The organism is Paenibacillus sp. PastM-3 (assembly GCF_029893965.1).
Classification (GTDB): domain Bacteria; phylum Bacillota; class Bacilli; order Paenibacillales; family Paenibacillaceae; genus Paenibacillus_AQ.
This window is the reverse complement of record NZ_JARXXP010000051.1, coordinates 1-17221: the sequence shown is the minus strand read 5'-3', so window position 1 is coordinate 17221 and position 17221 is coordinate 1. Positions and strand designations below refer to the sequence as shown.

General features: G+C 50.0%; 13 protein-coding genes. 10 read left to right on the top strand and 3 right to left on the bottom strand.

The features are described 5' to 3' along the window. Window positions 1-435: 435 nt before the first annotated feature. Window positions 436-1260 carry a DUF2161 family putative PD-(D/E)XK-type phosphodiesterase gene (locus M2108_RS30550; RefSeq protein WP_277473193.1) on the bottom strand — a complete coding sequence of 275 codons (825 nt, stop codon included), beginning with the start codon at window positions 1258-1260 and terminating at the stop codon, window positions 436-438. A 313-nt stretch (window positions 1261-1573) separates the two neighbouring features. Here M2108_RS30550 and M2108_RS30545 point away from each other — a divergent pair, with 313 nt between their 5' ends. Further along, window positions 1574-3469 (top strand): PrkA family serine protein kinase, encoded by a 1896-nt coding sequence (locus tag M2108_RS30545; protein ID WP_277473194.1) that lies wholly within the window; start codon window positions 1574-1576, stop codon window positions 3467-3469. A 300-nt stretch (window positions 3470-3769) separates the two neighbouring features. Next, window positions 3770-5056: an SLC13 family permease gene (locus M2108_RS30540; RefSeq protein WP_277473195.1), complete on the top strand. Its 1287-nt coding sequence runs from the start codon at window positions 3770-3772 to the stop codon at window positions 5054-5056. Window positions 5057-5127: 71 nt separating this feature from the next. Here M2108_RS30540 and M2108_RS30535 read toward each other — a convergent pair whose 3' ends face one another. Beyond that, window positions 5128-6906: a sigma-54-dependent Fis family transcriptional regulator gene (locus M2108_RS30535; RefSeq protein WP_277473196.1), complete on the bottom strand. Its 1779-nt coding sequence runs from the start codon at window positions 6904-6906 to the stop codon at window positions 5128-5130. 175 nt (window positions 6907-7081) lie between these two features. On the opposite strand from M2108_RS30535, the gene M2108_RS30530 reads away from it, so the two are divergent. Genes M2108_RS30530 through M2108_RS30505 form a run of 6 tightly spaced genes read left to right on the top strand, consistent with a single transcriptional unit; the run spans window position 7082 to window position 13425 of the window. Beyond that, on the top strand, window positions 7082-8341 hold the full coding sequence (locus tag M2108_RS30530) for a four-carbon acid sugar kinase family protein (RefSeq protein WP_277473197.1): 1260 nt from the start codon (window positions 7082-7084) through the stop codon (window positions 8339-8341). Then, window positions 8335-9492: an iron-containing alcohol dehydrogenase gene (locus M2108_RS30525; RefSeq protein ID WP_277473198.1), complete on the top strand. Its 1158-nt coding sequence runs from the start codon at window positions 8335-8337 to the stop codon at window positions 9490-9492. The genes M2108_RS30530 and M2108_RS30525 overlap by 7 nt, the downstream gene beginning before the upstream one ends. Before the next feature lie 15 nt (window positions 9493-9507). Then, window positions 9508-10404: a 4-hydroxy-tetrahydrodipicolinate synthase gene (gene dapA / locus M2108_RS30520; protein ID WP_277473199.1), complete on the top strand. Its 897-nt coding sequence runs from the start codon at window positions 9508-9510 to the stop codon at window positions 10402-10404. 12 nt (window positions 10405-10416) lie between these two features. Next, window positions 10417-11484, top strand: coding sequence for a 4-hydroxythreonine-4-phosphate dehydrogenase PdxA (gene pdxA / locus M2108_RS30515; RefSeq protein WP_277473200.1), 1068 nt, complete (start codon window positions 10417-10419; stop codon window positions 11482-11484). Window positions 11485-11502: 18 nt separating this feature from the next. Further along, window positions 11503-12681, top strand: a complete 1179-nt coding sequence (locus M2108_RS30510) for a sialidase family protein (protein ID WP_277473201.1) — start codon at window positions 11503-11505, stop codon at window positions 12679-12681. A 51-nt stretch (window positions 12682-12732) separates the two neighbouring features. Continuing rightward, window positions 12733-13425, top strand: coding sequence for a TerC family protein (locus tag M2108_RS30505; protein ID WP_481856969.1), 693 nt, complete (start codon window positions 12733-12735; stop codon window positions 13423-13425). Window positions 13426-14052: 627 nt separating this feature from the next. Here the strand turns inward: M2108_RS30505 and M2108_RS30500 are convergent. Then, window positions 14053-14544 carry a DinB family protein gene (locus M2108_RS30500; RefSeq protein WP_277473203.1) on the bottom strand — a complete coding sequence of 164 codons (492 nt, stop codon included), beginning with the start codon at window positions 14542-14544 and terminating at the stop codon, window positions 14053-14055. Between the two features lie 188 nt (window positions 14545-14732). On the opposite strand from M2108_RS30500, the gene M2108_RS30495 reads away from it, so the two are divergent. Both M2108_RS30495 and M2108_RS30490 read left to right on the top strand, forming a co-directional pair. Further along, complete coding sequence (locus M2108_RS30495; protein ID WP_277473204.1) at window positions 14733-15620, top strand: AraC family transcriptional regulator; 888 nt, start codon at window positions 14733-14735, stop codon at window positions 15618-15620. Window positions 15621-15969: 349 nt separating this feature from the next. After that, window positions 15970-16929, top strand: coding sequence for an alpha/beta fold hydrolase (locus M2108_RS30490; RefSeq protein WP_277473205.1), 960 nt, complete (start codon window positions 15970-15972; stop codon window positions 16927-16929). Window positions 16930-17221 lie beyond the last annotated feature (292 nt).

The window sequence follows — 17221 nt, the reverse complement described above, 5'->3', positions numbered from 1 at the left end:
GTTGTCTCGACAACCTCATTCTAAGGGAGAACTCTCAACATGGCTTTTATTAATGTTTACCAGCAGCCATTTTACACAATTATATGGACTCTACTAGCAGAATCAAGACTAAGTGGAAATTCGTCATCTATTTCTGAGGAAACGATCAGAAAAGAGAATCTAAGTGAAAAAACGCCACTTAATTCTTCGATTTTGCCCTCCAATGAGGATTAAAGGCAAAAATAGATGGCGATTTTCCAACTAATCATAACAAATGGAGCAAATCGCCCGAATGAAGTGACGAAAATCCAACTAGATGCCGGGGAGTCTTCTACTTTTGGGGATTAACACGTCTGCGGAAGTATGCAGCAAGTGGGGCGCTGCACGCGTGACGCCTGTGCAGCCGCAGGAAAGCATGGGCAGGCGCCAGCCCGTGCCGCGCCAGGCCCGCCCGCGCTACACCTTGCCCGCGCTGATCTCGGCGATCGCGGCGTATTCCACCAGCGCGGCCGTGCCGGCTGGCGTAAGTGTGTACCGCCCGCGGTTCACCCGGGTGAACCAGCGGTAGTAATTGCGCTGCAGGATCGCTGCAGCGCCAGGCACCCCGCTCCGCCTGCGCAGCTCGGCGGGCGTGATTCCCTCCCGGCCGGGCGCAGCGGCCGGGTCAACGGCAGGCGCATCGGCGCCTGCCCCGCGCGCGCGGCTCCGCCCGCCGCGCCCCGAAGCGAGGCCGAGCGCAGCCTCGGCCTCAAGGGCCTGCAGCGCGAGTGCCACGCGCAGCGCCTTCTCGCGGTAGGCCGTCACGAGCTTGACGCGCGTGCTGCCGCCGGTGTTGTAGTCTCCGCTGCGCTCGCGGAACTCGAGAAGCAGCTTCTCGCGCCGCCGTGCGCCGCTGCGCACCTGAGGCGGCGCGTCGCCCGGCTCCGCGAGCACCTCGACGAGCGGAGCCTTCGTCTTGTAGAAGACGACGGTGATCAGCCCGAGGCCGAGCCGGCGGCATAGCCCGGTGAGCTCGCCCCAGCGCTGGTTCACTGCGCCTTTTTTGTCACGTACGCGTTCCACGGCGAGGTAGACGTTGGGGCTGAGGCGCAGACGTTCAACCCCCTGCAGCAGCAGGGCGAGGTTGAACGTTTTTTTCATCTCCACGATCAGCGGCTGATCCTCGCCGTCCCGCAGGCCGACCAGATCGCAGGTCCGCACCTCCCCCTTGATCGAGTAGCCATACCGCTCAAAATAAGCCTTAAGAGGAGCGTACAGCTCCGTTTCATGCTTGATCGCCATCGTTGTCACTCCCTGCAGCTTCCTCGGTTATTTCATGCTTGATCGCCATCGTTGTCACTCCTGTGCACTATACAGATTTATTGATTGATTAATGTTTTGGACAGCCTGCAGCTCCCGGAGTTCCCTCCGTTGCTTTTTCCCTGGATCCAATCACCGGTTAGTTAACGTTATATGTGAAGTTCTATGATTCATAATGATTCTCTATTATAGCACAGCAAAAAAGAGGTCAACTATTCCGGGCTCCCCGCATAGGTATGTAATACACTTTTAAAGCCAATCGAGCAAGTAGGAGCGCAAGAGGAGGCAGCGAGCAATGGACATTTTTGAGCGTATAGCTTCGTATCGGGCTGAGAATGACCGTTTGGCGTGGAGCGGCACCTTTAAGGACTATATAGGACTGCTGAGAAAAGACCCCTCTCCCGCTAAGACGGCTCACTCCCGTGTATACGACATGATCAAATCACACGGCGTAGAGGACATCAACGGACGCAAGCGGTATAAGTTTTTTGAACAGGAGATCTTCGGGCTCGACCGTGCGGTGGAGAAGCTGGTGGAGGAGTACTTCCATTCCGCGGCCCGCCGGCTCGACGTCCGCAAACGGATTCTGCTGTTGATGGGGCCGGTCAGCGGCGGTAAATCGACACTGGTTACACTGTTAAAACGGGGCCTGGAGCAGTATTCGCGTACCGATGCCGGTGCTGTTTATGCAATTGAAGGCTGCCCGATGCACGAAGAGCCGCTGCATCTGATTCCGCTGGAGCTTCGTCCGGAGATCGAACGGGAGCTCGGTGTGCGCATCGAAGGCAATTTGTGCCCGTCCTGCCAGATGCGGCTGAGAAATGATTACCACGGCGATATTGAACAGGTCAAGGTCACCCGCGTTATTTTATCGGAAGAGGAACGTGTCGGCATCGGAACCTTCAGCCCCTCTGATCCCAAGTCCCAGGATATTGCCGACCTTACCGGCAGCATTGACTTCTCGACCATCACGGAATACGGCTCGGAATCCGATCCGCGCGCTTACCGGTTCGACGGGGAGCTGAACAAAGCCAACCGCGGCCTGATGGAGTTCCAGGAAATGCTGAAATGCGACGAGAAGTTCCTGTGGAACCTGCTGTCCCTGACCCAGGAGGGAAATTTCAAGGCTGGGCGCTTCGCGCTGATCAGTGCGGATGAGCTCATTGTGGCCCACACGAACGAAACGGAGTACAAATCTTTTATCTCCAATAAAAAGAACGAGGCGCTGCAGTCCCGCATGATCGTCATGCCGGTTCCATACAACCTGAGAGTATCGGAAGAGGAAAAAATCTACGCCAAGCTGATCGGCCAGAGCGATATGAAGCATGTGCATATTGCGCCGCATGCCCTGCGGGCCGCTGCGATTTTCTCCATCCTGACCCGGCTGAAGGAGAGCAAGAAGCAGGGGATGGACCTGATCAAAAAGCTGCGGATGTACGACGGCGAAGAGGTCGAGGGCTACAAGGAAGCCGATCTCAAGGAAATGCAGTCCGAGTATCTGGATGAAGGCATGTCCGGCATCGACCCGCGTTATGTCATTAACCGGATTTCCAGCGCTCTGATCAAGGGCGACCTGCAGTGCATGAATGCGCTGGATGTGCTGCGGGCGATCAAGGACGGACTCGATTCCCATCCTTCGATCACGAAGGAGGAACGTGAGCGTTACCTGAACTTCATTTCCATTGCCCGCAAGGAATATGATATTCTCGCCAAAAGCGAAGTGCAGAAGGCGTTCGTCTACTCTTTTGAAGAGTCGGCCAAAACGCTGTTCGAGAATTATCTCGACAACATCGAAGCCTACTGCAACTGGACCAAGATCCGCGATCCGCTTACGGATGAGGAGATGGAACCGGATGAGCGGCTGATGCGCTCGATTGAAGAGCAGATCGGCATCTCCGAAAATGCCAAAAAGGCCTTCCGTGAGGAGATTCTAATCCGCATCTCGGCCTATTCGCGCAAAGGCAAAAAATTCGAATACAACAATCATGACCGGCTGCGCGAAGCGATTGAGAAGAAGCTGTTTGCCGATCTGAAGGATATCGTGAAGATCACCACCTCGTCCAAAACGCCGGATGAAAGCCAGCTGAAGCGGATTAATGAGGTGTCCAGACGCCTGATCGACGAGCATAACTACTGCCCGATCTGCGCCAACGAGCTGCTGAAATATGTCGGAAGCTTGCTGAACCGGTAAGCTTGCGGCTGTGCAGAGGCGGCATCCCGGGGAAATTTAAAAAAAAGGAATAGAAAAAGGCAAGCTTCCGGATTCCGGCAGCTTGCCTTTTTTGTTTCTGGAGATTGAGGTGTTAACAAATGAAACGATTTGATTTTTATTTTTTTGAAAAGTGCCTATAATTGATAAAAGTGTTACAAAAAGAAACGAATATACCTTTGAATTTTCTTAATTAATAACCTGAAAGAGATTATTATTTTACATGTGAAGCGCTTACAAACATACCAATTATTTAACCCTATACAGAGAGGATAAACAACAATGACAATGGAAATGATTCTCGCCCTGGGTATCTTGATCCTGATGATTGTAATGATCATGTCAGACAAATTCGCCTTCGGTGCACCCCCGATCATAGCTTGTCTCTTACTGGTAGTCACCGGCCTGTCCACTGTTCCGCAGGCTTTTGCCGGATTTATAAATCCTAGCGTCATTATGATTGCCGGGTTCATGGTCGTTATGGCAGGACTGATGAAAACAGATTTTATCGGCAAGGTTCAGTCCGCAATGGTCGCTTTGGTTAACAAAGGCGGTTATAAGAGCTACGTTCTTCTGGTTGTAGTCGTTATGCTTGGCGCCAGTCTGGCAGGCTCCGGTTCTACCGGTTATTATGTACTCATTCTGTCCATCGTTTCTGCAATCCCTTACAATAAAAAAATGCCGACCTCCAAGCTGATGATGCCTTTGGGTTTTGCTACCAACCATCCACTGGTGCCTTTTAATGTAGCGCTCTTCTACGGTGTTACTGTCAGTGTACTGGAGACTGCAGGTTATGCCGGCGGCCTGTCCATGGCAAAATTTGCTGTGGTGAATCTGGTGCTGTCCCTTGGTTTCCTGGCGTGGGCCTTGATTGCTTACCGCCTGCTGCCGGATCATCCGGTCAGCGGAGTTTCGGGAGATGACCAGGAGGTAATGGAAGCCAGCACTTCGTCAATGCCTGCATGGAAGGAAAACTGCACGATCGCTGCCTTTATCCTCAGTGTGATCGGTATGATGCTTATGAGCCAGATTGGTAATGCTGCTTATGTCATTCCCGGCCTTGCCGGAGCCTTCCTGCTGATTATCAATGTGCTTGATTTCAAAGAAGTCCGTAACAATATGGGGGCACCAGTAATCCTCATGATGGCCGGTGTAATCGGTGTGGCTGATGCTCTGGCTAACTCCGGCTTTACAGCGATGATTGGGGAAGCGGTTGCAGCGGGCCTGGGCTCCAGCATCAGCCCGTTCATTCTGATCCTGATGTTCGCCCTGCTAACCAGTACCTGCGCTACGTTTACCGGATCAAATATGGGCTCTGTATTCATCTTTGCACCGATTGCGATTACTACCAGCCTGAGCCTGGGACTTAATCCTGTCGCTGCCGCAGCTGCAGTTGCCATATCCGGCTGGAACGGCGGGTACATGCCAATCGACGGGATGCCGGCAATGATTCTGGGCATGGGTAAATATAAGCTGTCCCAGTTCTGGCTGTTCTCCGTACCGATGTATCTGATCCGCATTCTGGCGATCTGTATCGGCGCTATGCTTATGTTTCCTGTAAACGGTTAATCCGGAATATATAAAGAAACACCCGGTTCAGGCAATTGCTGCCTGCCGGGTGTTTTTCTGCTCCATAATAGTCAGTCTATTTTGAGGTAACGCCACAGGGTTGTTCTGCTTATCCCGAGCTGCTTGGCTGTTTTCGTCTGATTGCCTTTGTTCTGCTCAAGAACAGCGATGACAATTTCTCTTGAATAGTCAAAAAGCGTCTTATCTTCAACCAGATGCTGAGCCAGATTAGAATCAATAGTTACGGACGGCGATTCAGTTCGTTCATGCTTTAACAGCTCAAGCACCTGATATTCAGAAATATAGTAGGAATTGGAATATAGAACCAGCTTTTTGATCATCTGCTCCAGTTGATTAAGATTTCCCGGCCAGCTGAAGCTGAGCAATTCCCTTAACGCTTTTGGATCAAAGCCGATCACTTCCTTGTTGCATTCAATGTTGATTTTGTTGAGCAGCAGGGTGATAATCCCGGACAGTTCATTTTTTCTTTCTTCAATGGAAGGCGAGTAAATACTGCCGCAATCCACCTCTGTCATAATCCGGTTGAATATCTGTTTGTCTTTATCCGCACTCTTAGTACTGTAGGTGAACAAAATATTGTTTTTCTGCAGCAGCCTGGTGTTACTGATGATGGTCAGCAAACGTTCGACATCCTGAATGTTCATTTGTTCCACATTTTTAAACAGCAGCGTATTTCCCGTTTCGACCAAAGGACCGTTGGAGGAATTGAGCAGGTACTTCCAGGTACGTTCATTAACCAGCTCGGAATGAATAACAATCAGATTGCTCGTATGATTTTTTTGCTTAAGATAGGCTGTGTAGGCCAGGCTTGTCTTGGCAGTGCCGCTTTCTCCAAAAATCAGCATGGCATTGTAATGGGAGCCCAATTTGTCGAGCTGATGTTTAGAGGATTCCTGAATATAAGAGGTGAACAAAAGCTTTTTATTGATAATCTCCTCGACCTCAGCTTTATTCATGTAGCTTACACCAAAGCTGTTGTTTATGAGCGGTGGAGTTGAATTTTTAACCTCACACAGATAGTAGCCGTCCTCCAGGTCCAGCCGCTTTATTTTTAACTGATAAACCTGTGTGTTATGGGTGTGATAAAACTGCTGATCACCCTCTAAATGATTTTTCGTAGTAAGAAAATGACGGATCGATTTCTCAAGCTTGGGATCGATATTCGTAAAAACCGTCTGCAGCTCCTGATCGAAAATGGTGACCTTCTGGGACTGGGTATTGAAGCAGGCGGTCAGCAGCTCATTTTTTCGTTTGATTTGCTTGAGGTCATTAACCAGTGAGATGGCTTGCCGGTAGGCATGCTTGATGCTCTCAATTCCGGAGGTAATCAGGATCGTATTAATGGACTTGCTGAGGGCCATCTTGTGAGTAACGGCGTCACACAGCACCATCTCATACTGCTCCGCTTTTAACTGGTCTAACAGGGAATCGGCACTTACGGGATTATCCAGGGTAATGATCTTAATGTTGTATTGCAAAATATCGCAGATCAGGTGAGCGGTTTCAGTAATGCTGGGATAGCCTATAATGGCAAAATTGCTGGTGTAGTTATTGGCGAGCTTAATTGCACCCAGAATGTCATACACAGAAATAGATACATCTATAACAGGGATGGAGACCGACTGATGAATTAAGCTGGCTGTACCGCCTCTGGAGATAATGGCATCATAGTTCTCTACAGATAATTCAGATACTAACTGCTGTCCTTCCTCTAAATCGGCCGTATAGATATGAATATCGATTTCCCTGAATTGTTCCCCGACAACCGTCATGGAATGATTCAATTCTTCATAAGGCGCAATGCCGAGCAGTTTAATTTTGTTGGCCATCCTGATTGCCCTCCTCTGAGAAGTGTTTCATTTGTAAACGATTATAATGCAAAAACTAAATTAATAATAGAAATATTAATAAGTGTTTCAAAAAGAAACAAATCATTTGTAGTTGAGGTTACATCCTTTTTAGCGCAGCTATACAATAAAGGTGTGAACAAGAGGGGGTGAGCTGATGCTGAAATTGCTGGTGATCGCTGATGATTTTACAGGAGCCTTAGATACGGGAGTCCAATTTGCGAACCTGGGTGTGAAGACCCTGGTCACAGCAGAGCTGGTTATTGATTACGGATTGCTGGAAGAGGATCTGGAGGTTCTGGTTGTTGATACGGAGAGCCGGTATCTGTCCTTCGCCGATTCGTACAACGTTGTCAGTCAGATCATAGAACAATCCAAGCAGCTTCAAGTTCCGTTTATCTATAAAAAAGTGGACTCTGCCTTGAGGGGAAATGTCAGCAGTGAGATCAAGGCTGTTCTGGATCATTTCCCGGACAAGAAAATTCCGTTTATCCCTGCTTTTCCTGAGATCAACCGGATTGTCAGTAACGGTAATCTGTATATAGACGGACAATTGGTTTCGGAAAGCGTGTTTGGACAGGATCCCTATGAACCGGTTACAGAAAGCAATATCCCGAAAAGGCTGCAGGATGAGGCTAATCTGGCTGCTCAATTAATCCGTGATGGTCAGATCGGTCAAGCCGGAGCGGGGCTGCTGCTGTTCGACAGTGAAACAGACGAGAACCTGGTGCAAATTATGACGATATTAAAGGAGCATCACCTTTCAGACATTACAATTGGCTGTGCAGGCTTTGCCAAGGTGTTGGCAGATGACATTTTTCCAAACAGAGTGACTCAGAAGGCCGTTATTAATGCGCCGTTAATGGTCATTTGCGGATCTGTTAATCCTATTACAAGGCAACAAATTGAGTATGCTGAATTGAAAAAATGTAAGCGTTATTCTCTAAGCCCCCGTCAGCTTCTGGAGCCTGGATATTGGGAAAGTCCAGAGGGGCAGGAATGTCTGGAGGTTTATCTTGAGGCCGTTTTTGAAAGCGAATTAATCATCTTTGAAACGCTTAGCGACCATACAATGAACAGCTTGTCTGATTACGGGGCATTGCGTAACATCCTGCCTTCCGAATTTCGTTTCAGGATAGCACAGTCCCTGGGGAGTTTGTCCAGACAGCTGCTGAACAGAAAGGTTAACCGGACCTTGCTCTTTACCGGCGGCGATACTTTGTTTCAGTCGATGCAGGTCTTAAAGATCAGCCGGATTAAGCCGCTGTATGAGATAAGCCAGGGTGTTGTATTGTCCGAGATGATCTGGAAGGATCAGCCGATTCAGGTGATTACCAAGTCCGGCGGGTTCGGGAATAAAGAGCTGTTTACAGAGCTGAATCAGAACATTATAGAGCAGGAGGAACAGAAATGTTAACAGATTACAGTTTGAAAATGCCTAAAAATGTTTTCGCAGGCCAGCATGCACTGGAGCAGCTGGGAGCCATTCTGACAGCGGATATTAAAAAAGCCGTTATTTTTACGGACAAGGGTGTATTAAGTGCCGGCTTGACCGGAATCCCGGAACAGATTCTTGCTGATAAAGGGATTGAATACAGCATCATTTCTGAAATTCCGGCAGAGCCCAGCTATCTTCAGGCACAAGAAATCGTAGACCGGTTCAAACATGAGCATGCTGATTTCATCATTGCTGTCGGCGGCGGCAGTGTAATGGATGTAGCCAAGCTGGCTTCCATTCTGGCAACAGATGCCTACACCGTGAAGGATCTGCTGGACAACCCGCTGCTTGCCCAAAAGCAGGTGCCGTCCCTGATGATTCCGACTACTGCCGGAACCGGCTCAGAAGCAACGCCGAACAGCATTGTGGCTGTACCGGAGCAAGAGCTGAAGGTCGGGATTGTCAATCCTGCAATGATTGCTGATTATGTCATTCTGGACGGCCGTTTAATTAAAAAATTGCCAAAGCACATCGCAGCGGCAACCGGGGTAGATGCCTTATGCCATGCCATTGAATGCTTCACTTCAGCCAAGGCTAACCCTTTTAGTGATACCTTTGCGCTGGAAGGCCTTGATCTGATTATGAATAATGTTATTGAAGCCTGTACCAATCCGGAAGCGCTTGAAGCGAAGAACAAGATGCTGCTCGGCTCATTCTATGCAGGCGTAGCGATTACTTCTTCAGGTACAACAGCTGTTCATGCTCTTTCCTATCCGCTCGGCGGCAAATATCACATCCCGCACGGGGTTTCAAATGCCATATTGCTGACACCGGTCATGCGTTTTAATGAGCCGGCCATTCAGGAACATTTGGCAAGAGCCTATGACCGTGTAGTAAAAGACGGAAACCGTGAGCTGTCAGCAGCTGAAAAATCCAGATTTATCATTTCAGAGCTTGAGAGAATTGTCGCTGTACTGGAGATTCCAACAAGCCTGAAGACATTTAATGTACCGGAAAGTGATCTGGAGGGACTGGTTGAAGCCGGAATGCAGGTGACACGTCTCCTTGTTAACAATATGCGCGAAGTGACACCGGATGATGCAAGAAAAATTTATATGGAAGTGCTATAGAGGGAGGAAATGAATATGGCAGAAGTTAAGGGCATTATCACACCCATTATTACACCAATGAATCCGGATGAAAGTGTTAATCATGATGAGCTGAGAGTACAGATTGACCGTTTGATCGATAACGGTGTACACGGTGTCTTTGTATTCGGGACAAACGGTGAAGGCTATATCCTGTCCGAAGACGAAAAATGTGAAATTATGAAAACGACAGTGGAGCAAGTGGCCGGCCGGATTCCTGTGTATGCTTCTACGGGTGTGAACAGCACACTTGATACCATCCGCCTGTCCAATAAAGCGAAGGAAATCGGGGTAGATATTCTGTCCATTATCACGCCAGGCTTCGCAGCAGCTTCCCAGGATGAGCTGTATACCCATTTCAAAACCGTTGCTGAACAAGTGGACCTGCCGATTGTGCTTTATAATATACCGGCACGCACAGGTAATGCGATTGCCCCTGCAACCGTGGGCAAGCTGAGCACAATTAGCAATATTATCGGTGTGAAGGATTCCAGCGGCAACTTTGATAATATTCTTCAGTACATTGAGCAGACGCGGGACCGGGAAGGCTTTGCCGTCTTATCCGGCAATGATTCGCTTATCCTGTGGACCCTGCTCGCCGGCGGTACAGGCGGTGTAGCCGGCTGCTCCAATGTATATCCCTTCACCATGGCCCAGATTTATGAGCAATTTCTTGCAGGTGACATTCCGGGGGCCCGCCAATATCAGGACTCCATCCGTTCATTCAGAGATTGCTTCAAGTTTGGGAATCCGAATACGATCGTGAAATATGCAGTTGCTGAGTTGGGCTTCCCGGTCGGTAAGTGCCGTGCACCGTTCAATCAGCTGTCGGAACAAGGCTTTGAAGCCCTGCGTCACGTAATTGCTGCAAACCAAGCCAATGGCATGAGATAAAGGAGACGGACAATGAAAAAAATCATCGGTATTACCATGGGAGATCCGGCCGGCATCGGTCCTGAAATATCCATCAAAAGTTTTCAGAAGCCTGAACTGTACGACCGTTGTCAGCCGCTGCTTGTAGGGGATAAATCGGTTATCGAATTCTATCTGGCCAAGCATCCCGAGCTGGATTTGAAGGTGAATGTAGTGGAGAACCCCAAGGACGGCGTTTACGAATACGGCACGATCGATCTGGTTGATCTGGGGCTGGTCAATATGGAAGGATTTCAAATCGGCGAGGTTTCAGTAACCGGCGGTGACGCTGCTTTCCAGTATGTCAAGAAAGTGATTGAGCTGGCACTTGCCAAGGAAGTTGATGCGACGGTAACGAACCCGCTCAATAAAGAAGCGATGAATGCGGCAGGGCATCACTATGCCGGCCATACCGAAATTTATGGTGATCTGACGAATACCGAGAAATATACGATGATGCTGGCTGACGGCAACCTGCGGGTCGTTCACGTCTCCACCCATGTATCTTTACGTGAAGCCTGTGACAGAGCCACTAAACAGCGTGTGCTGGATGTGATCCGGATAGCTGACACTGCCTGCCGAAATTTAGGGATTACGAATCCGCGGATTGCCGTTGCCGGGCTTAACCCTCACTGCGGGGAAAATGGCCTGTTCGGTACCGAAGAAATCGAGCATATTAATCCGGCAGTAGAAGCAGCTAAAGCCGAAGGCATTAATGTGTATGGCTCATTGCCGGCGGATACGCTGTTTTCCAAAGCGCATGGCGGAATGTACGACATCGTTGTTGCCATGTACCATGACCAGGGGCATATCCCGCTGAAGCTGCTCGGATTTGTCTATGATCAGGAGACAAGCTCCTGGAAAGCAGTACAGGGCGTGAATATTACCCTCGGTCTGCCGATTATCCGTACCTCTGTTGACCACGGAACAGCCTTTGACCAGGCAGGCAAATGGACCGCAAGTGAGCTCAGCCTGGAAAATGCAATTGATTATGCCATCAGGCTTGCCGAAAATACACAGGTAGAAAGCGTGTCCAGCGATGAGAAGTATAATAACTTATGATTTGGAGGAGATTGTACAATGGCAAACTTACCAAGGGTTAGAGCTTCTGAACCAAACGGCATTATGTATCATGATGAATTCCTGAATATTGATTTCGGATTAATCCCGACAGGCGGCAACAAAACAGCGCATGCACCGGCGCTAATTGAAACAATGGACGGAGGTCTGCTCTGTGCCTGGTTTGCCGGCAGCTTTGAAGGCAGCGGAGATATTTCGATTGTCGTGTCCAAGCTTGATCCGGACACCCAAGTCTGGTCTATTCCTGAAACGGTATCAAAGGGCGAGGACCGCAGTGAGCAAAACCCGGCGTTCTTCCGGTCACCACAAGGCTCCATCTGGTTAATTTACACCTCACAGGTGAGCCGCCAGGAAGGCAAAGACAATATGCAGTTTACTTCTATTATTATGGTCCAGAAATCAGAGGATGAGGGACAGACCTGGGGCGAGCCGGAAGTCCTCTTCGCAGAGGAAGGCACATTTTCACGCCAGGCCATTCAGGTTCTGAGCAACGGCCGCTGGCTGTTCGCAACCTGGCTGTGTGAAGACTCGGCAGACGGGCTGACCAATGACCCGACAGAATTCCGTGTGTCTGATGACCAGGGCCAAACCTGGAAAAAAGTAAGAATGCCGGAAAGCAACGGCCGTGTACATGCGAATGTGGTCGAAGTGGAAGCCGGACATTTAGTTGCTTTTATGCGCAGCCGTTTTGCGGACAATGTGTACAGCAGTGAGTCCCGGGATTACGGTGATACCTGGTCAGTGCCGCAAAAAACAGCTCTGCCGAACAATAATGCCAGTATCAGTGCAATCCGGCTTGAGTCCGGTGAAATTGCCCTTGCCTATAATGTAAATGCTGCCCGTAATCCGGAATTCGGGAAGGTTGCATGGCCCGGCTTGCGGAATCCGGTGGCCGTCTCCATTTCTGAAGATCATGGGCAGAGCTGGCCGATCGGCCGTGTATTTGAAGCAGCAGAGGGCTACATCGGCATAGAAAACAAAACCAATAATACACAGCATGAATATCCAACGCTGTACCAGTCGAAAGACGGATTGCTGCACCTGGTGTATGCCTACAAAAATAGAATTTGCGTCAAATATGTACGTTTCGCTGTAAGCGATGTGTTTGGTGAAAAACGTGAGGCGGAAGGGATCTACAATCCAACCTCAGGTCAGGGTGTGGAAGAGGTTTTAGCATAGATTTGTTCTTTATAGCAGGAGATAGATTTGGGGGGACTTATTTTGGGTGGAATAGATATATTCAGCCTGCAGTTTTTTGTCGCGCTAGCAAACGTTATATTTGTAGATTTGCTTCTGGCCGGGGATAATGCGATCGTCATCGGGATGGCTGCCCGGAACCTGGATACCGGGCAGCAGAAGAAAGCGATTATTCTGGGTACCGCCGGTGCAGTAATCATCCGTATTATTGCTACTGTCCTTGTTGTGAAGCTGCTGCAGATTCCTTGGCTTTTCGCCATCGGCGGAGCGCTGCTGTTATGGATTTCGGTAAAGCTGCTGACCGATCATAACGAGGATGGAAATGTTAAGGCAGGCAAAACGCTGATGGGGGCCGTCTGGACGATTATTCTGGCTGACGCTGCCATGGGGCTGGATAATGTTATAGCGGTTGCAGGGGCAGCGCACGGGCATATTCCGCTTGTTATTATCGGACTAATTATCAGTGTGCCGATTGTTGTATGGGGAAGCACGCTGTTTATCAAGGTAATCGACCGCTTTCAGTGGATCGTCTATATCGGTTCAGCGGTACTTGCTTACAATGCAGCCAAGATGATTACGGAAGAGAGAGGACTCCACACCTTCTTTGAGCATTCACCGGCAATAAAATGGAGCCTGATCCTTACATGCATGGTTCTGGTTGTGGCGGTCGGCTATATTGTCCGGGCCCGCTCTTCGCAGCATAATCAGCAGGAACAGAATGCTTAGCAAGCACTAGGCAGACTGAGTGGAAAACAATAAAAGTGTGCCCGCCGATGAAGGCTTCGGGGCACACTTTTTGTTTTTATAAGCGAACAATTAACAATTCTGCCTACTCCTTCAATGCATTCCGCGGAACCGGGCGATTTGCGCCGGGTCCTCCGATTCGCATCCTCTGCGGATGACCATTTCATCCTGATAGTGAGGTGCACAGCGGGCAGCTTGGCATTATGTGCATTTCCGGCGGGAGCTGGAGGCCGAATTACAGGAGCGCTCCAAGGACGCATCGCCTGCGCGAACAGCTTGCCGATTGGCTGGATATGCAAGATAAACGACACAAGGAACTGTTAAGGAATGCTTCAGATAACTGCAGTTTGTGCAGCTAAAAGGAGCAAAAATTTGTGCTTTCGCGATATAGGTGTAGTTTGTACAGCTAAATCTGCCCAGATCGGCCTCTAACAGGCCTTTTTGCGCTTTTTAAGTGTACGGAATACAACTAAACGGGGTTTGTGGGAAAAAAGAGCTGTATTAGTTGTACAGAGTGCAGTTAAGTCGGGCCGGAGGGACGGGGACGGTATGTCGTAGACCCCGCCGGCAAGTATGTGCGGAGTTCACCCGGCGGCGTGGTAGTGAAAATCAACCTTTGGAGACCGCCTGAGACTGTATGTACTGCTGCATTTGCTTCTTATGGTGCTTATCATGGGGCAGGAAGCCCTGCAGGTGACCGCGGTAGCTGAACGTTTTGCCATCCCCGTCCTTATGCGTCCGCAAAAATTCCTCATCGCTTATGTCTGTCATCTCGGCGACGATCAGGCTCCGGTGCTTTACAAACTGCTGAATCGCCTCCTGCACGGTTACGGTCTGCGCGTACTGGATCGCCCGGGCGTTAAATTCGTTGAAATTCAGATGCTTCGAGGTTACCGGCTGACCTTCCTTCACTTTGGCAAATGCCTCCTCGTAAAAATACTGATCCCAGCGCATCATGTGGCATAGCAGCTCTTTGAGCGACCATTTCCCTTCTCCGATGGGGCTTTCCCACACAGCCTTGTCCAGGGATTCCAGGGACTGAATATAGGGGATAAAAGACTGAAATTCGGATACCCGCTGGGCGTTAGTTTTCGGTGCCATAATAGATCCTCCTGCAAATAAGGTGTCGTGGTTATTTTTTTTATACTAACTATACCTCAACTAACTTGACCACAGTGCGTCAGGTTTAATTAGGCTGCCTGAATCTATAATCCAGCAAAACAGGAACAGTCCTCTGCGCAGCGGGTTGCTATAATGAAGGTACCGTACGGGAAAGGCTGGGCTGCTCAGTGAACTACAATAAAGATATAGAGCGATGCATCGATTATATTGAGGCGAATATTAAGGAAAACCTGACTGCTGAGGGGATCGCCGCTGTGGCCGGCTATTCGCTGTATCATTTTTGCCGGGTGTTTAGCCTGTGCAGGGAAGTTCCGGTGATGGAATACGTGCGCAGCCGGAAGCTGTCTTTGGCGGCAGTGGAGCTGTTCAGCGGGCGGAGTGTGACGGATATTGCGCTGGATTACGGGTTCGGGACCCCCGGCGGCTTCACCAAAGCGTTCCGCAAAGCCTACGGCTACAGCCCCTCGCAGTATGCTGCGCGGATGGCCGGGTATCTTCAGGATGGCCCGGAATATGAGATCGGAGGGTATGTGATGAATCCGGTGTTTGTGACGAAGCCGGCTTTTAAGGCGGCAGGCTACGGTATTGCGACAAATGTGGCGGACAGCAGCTATACGAAGGATATTGCCTCGTTCTGGAGCCAGTATGAGGGTGAGAATCTGGAAGACAAAATGTATAGCGTTCTTAATCCGCCCAGACATGGTGAAGTAGGACTGTGTGTACCGGCTAACGGCGACGGCAATGCTGTGTACCTGCTGGGCGTTATCGTTGACGATTTCTCCAGAGTGACGCCGGATATGCTGACTGTGGAGGTACCGGCAGCGGAGTATGCGGTGTTCACCACACCGCCGGTGGATGGGACAGAAAACGGCGACCCGGATGTATTCGTGCAGGTGATCAGGAGCACCTGGAGGTACATTTTTGAGGAGTGGTTTCCGGCCAGCGGATATGCGTTCGACGAGGATAAGCTGGACTTTGAATTCTACGACGAACGCTGCCATTCGCGGGTGGATACGGTGATGGAGATTTACATTCCTGTGAGGGTGCGGGCGTGAAAATAAGACTTTAACGTTGTGGTGGTGGCGGTGCTGCTGCGGATGCGGGGCAAATACTGTCCGGGTGAAGGGGCTGCACTGCGGGAATGTTTGGGCTTCCGGCCGCTGTTAAGGTTGGATTTCCCGATTGTGGCCGCTGTGCAGCACAGCAAGTGCGCTAGCTTTTCCAGGACTGCATTAACCGTTAACACCTATTGCTTCCGCTTGTTGCGGTTACAGTGCCCAAAAAAGGCAAAGAAAGATCCATTTGTAAACGTTTTTTTCGTAAGATCATCTAATACCAATCATTCCCGGCGGACTCTATAATGGGTTAGAATGTATACCTATTGCTGAAAGGAATGTTCCGCAAATGCCATTAGTAGATATGCCGCTAGAACAGTTAAAGCAATACCAGGGAAGAAACCCGCGTCCGGCTGACTTCGACGCTTACTGGGCACGCGCTCTGGAGGAGCTTGCCACGGTAGACACGCAGCTTGAGCTGATTCCGAGTACTTTTCAGACACCTCAGGCCGAATGCTTTGATCTGTACTTTACGGGAGTGCGCGGTGCGCGCATCCATGCCAAATACCTCCGTCCAAGAGCGGTAAGTACGCCGCAGCCGGCGGTTCTGCAGTTCCATGGTTATACAGGTGACGCCGGTGAGTGGCAGGATAAGCTTGCTTATGTCTCGCTGGGCTTTTCGGTGCTGGCACTGGACTGCCGCGGGCAGGGGGGATTGTCGGAGGATACAGGCGGTGTGAAGGGCAATACGCATAACGGGCATATTATCCGCGGGCTGGATGATCATCCAGATAATCTCCTGTTCCGCCACATCTATCTCGACACCGTCCGTCTGGCACAAATTGCGCTTGAGCTGCCGGGAGTAGACCCGGAACGTGTATATGCTATGGGCGGGTCACAGGGCGGAGCCCTTACCATTGCCTGTGCCGCACTCGAGCCGCGGGTAAAAAAAGCCGCCACTACATACCCGTTTCTGTGTGACTACAAACGAGTATGGGAAATGGATCTGGCCAAGGATGCCTACCATGAGCTGAATATCTATTTCCGCAAGTTCGATCCGCTGCATGAGCGGGAGGACGAGGTTTTTGAAAAGCTGGGTTATATCGACCTGCAGTATCTGGCTTCCCGCATTCAGGGTGAGGTACTGTTCATCACCGGTCTGATGGATACCATCTGCCCGCCGTCCACCCAGTTCGCAGCGTACAACAAAATCACCGCGCCCAAGCAGCTTGTCGTCTACCCGGACTTCGGTCATGAATATCTGCCGGGCGGCGGGGACCGGACGATGCAGTTTTTCCTTGGGGAATAGCAGCCTGCATTGGAAAATCGGGATGAATCAGCGGATGGGAGATTGCTTATAGCTGCTTTAGCTTCGTAACATCAGCCTAAATACAATCTATTGTACTTTGTACATCAGAATTTGGGCAGAAGGCCGAATAGTCGTCCTAATCGCAGAATCTATTGCACGAAATGCAACAGAATCGGATGTAGGGCATTACGCAGCATATTCTATCCTGAAAATAAACCAAAGTAGCTTAAAAGGCCGCACGAAACTAAGCCCCTCTCCCCTTATTTTTTAAAGGGGCTGCTACCAAGAAGAA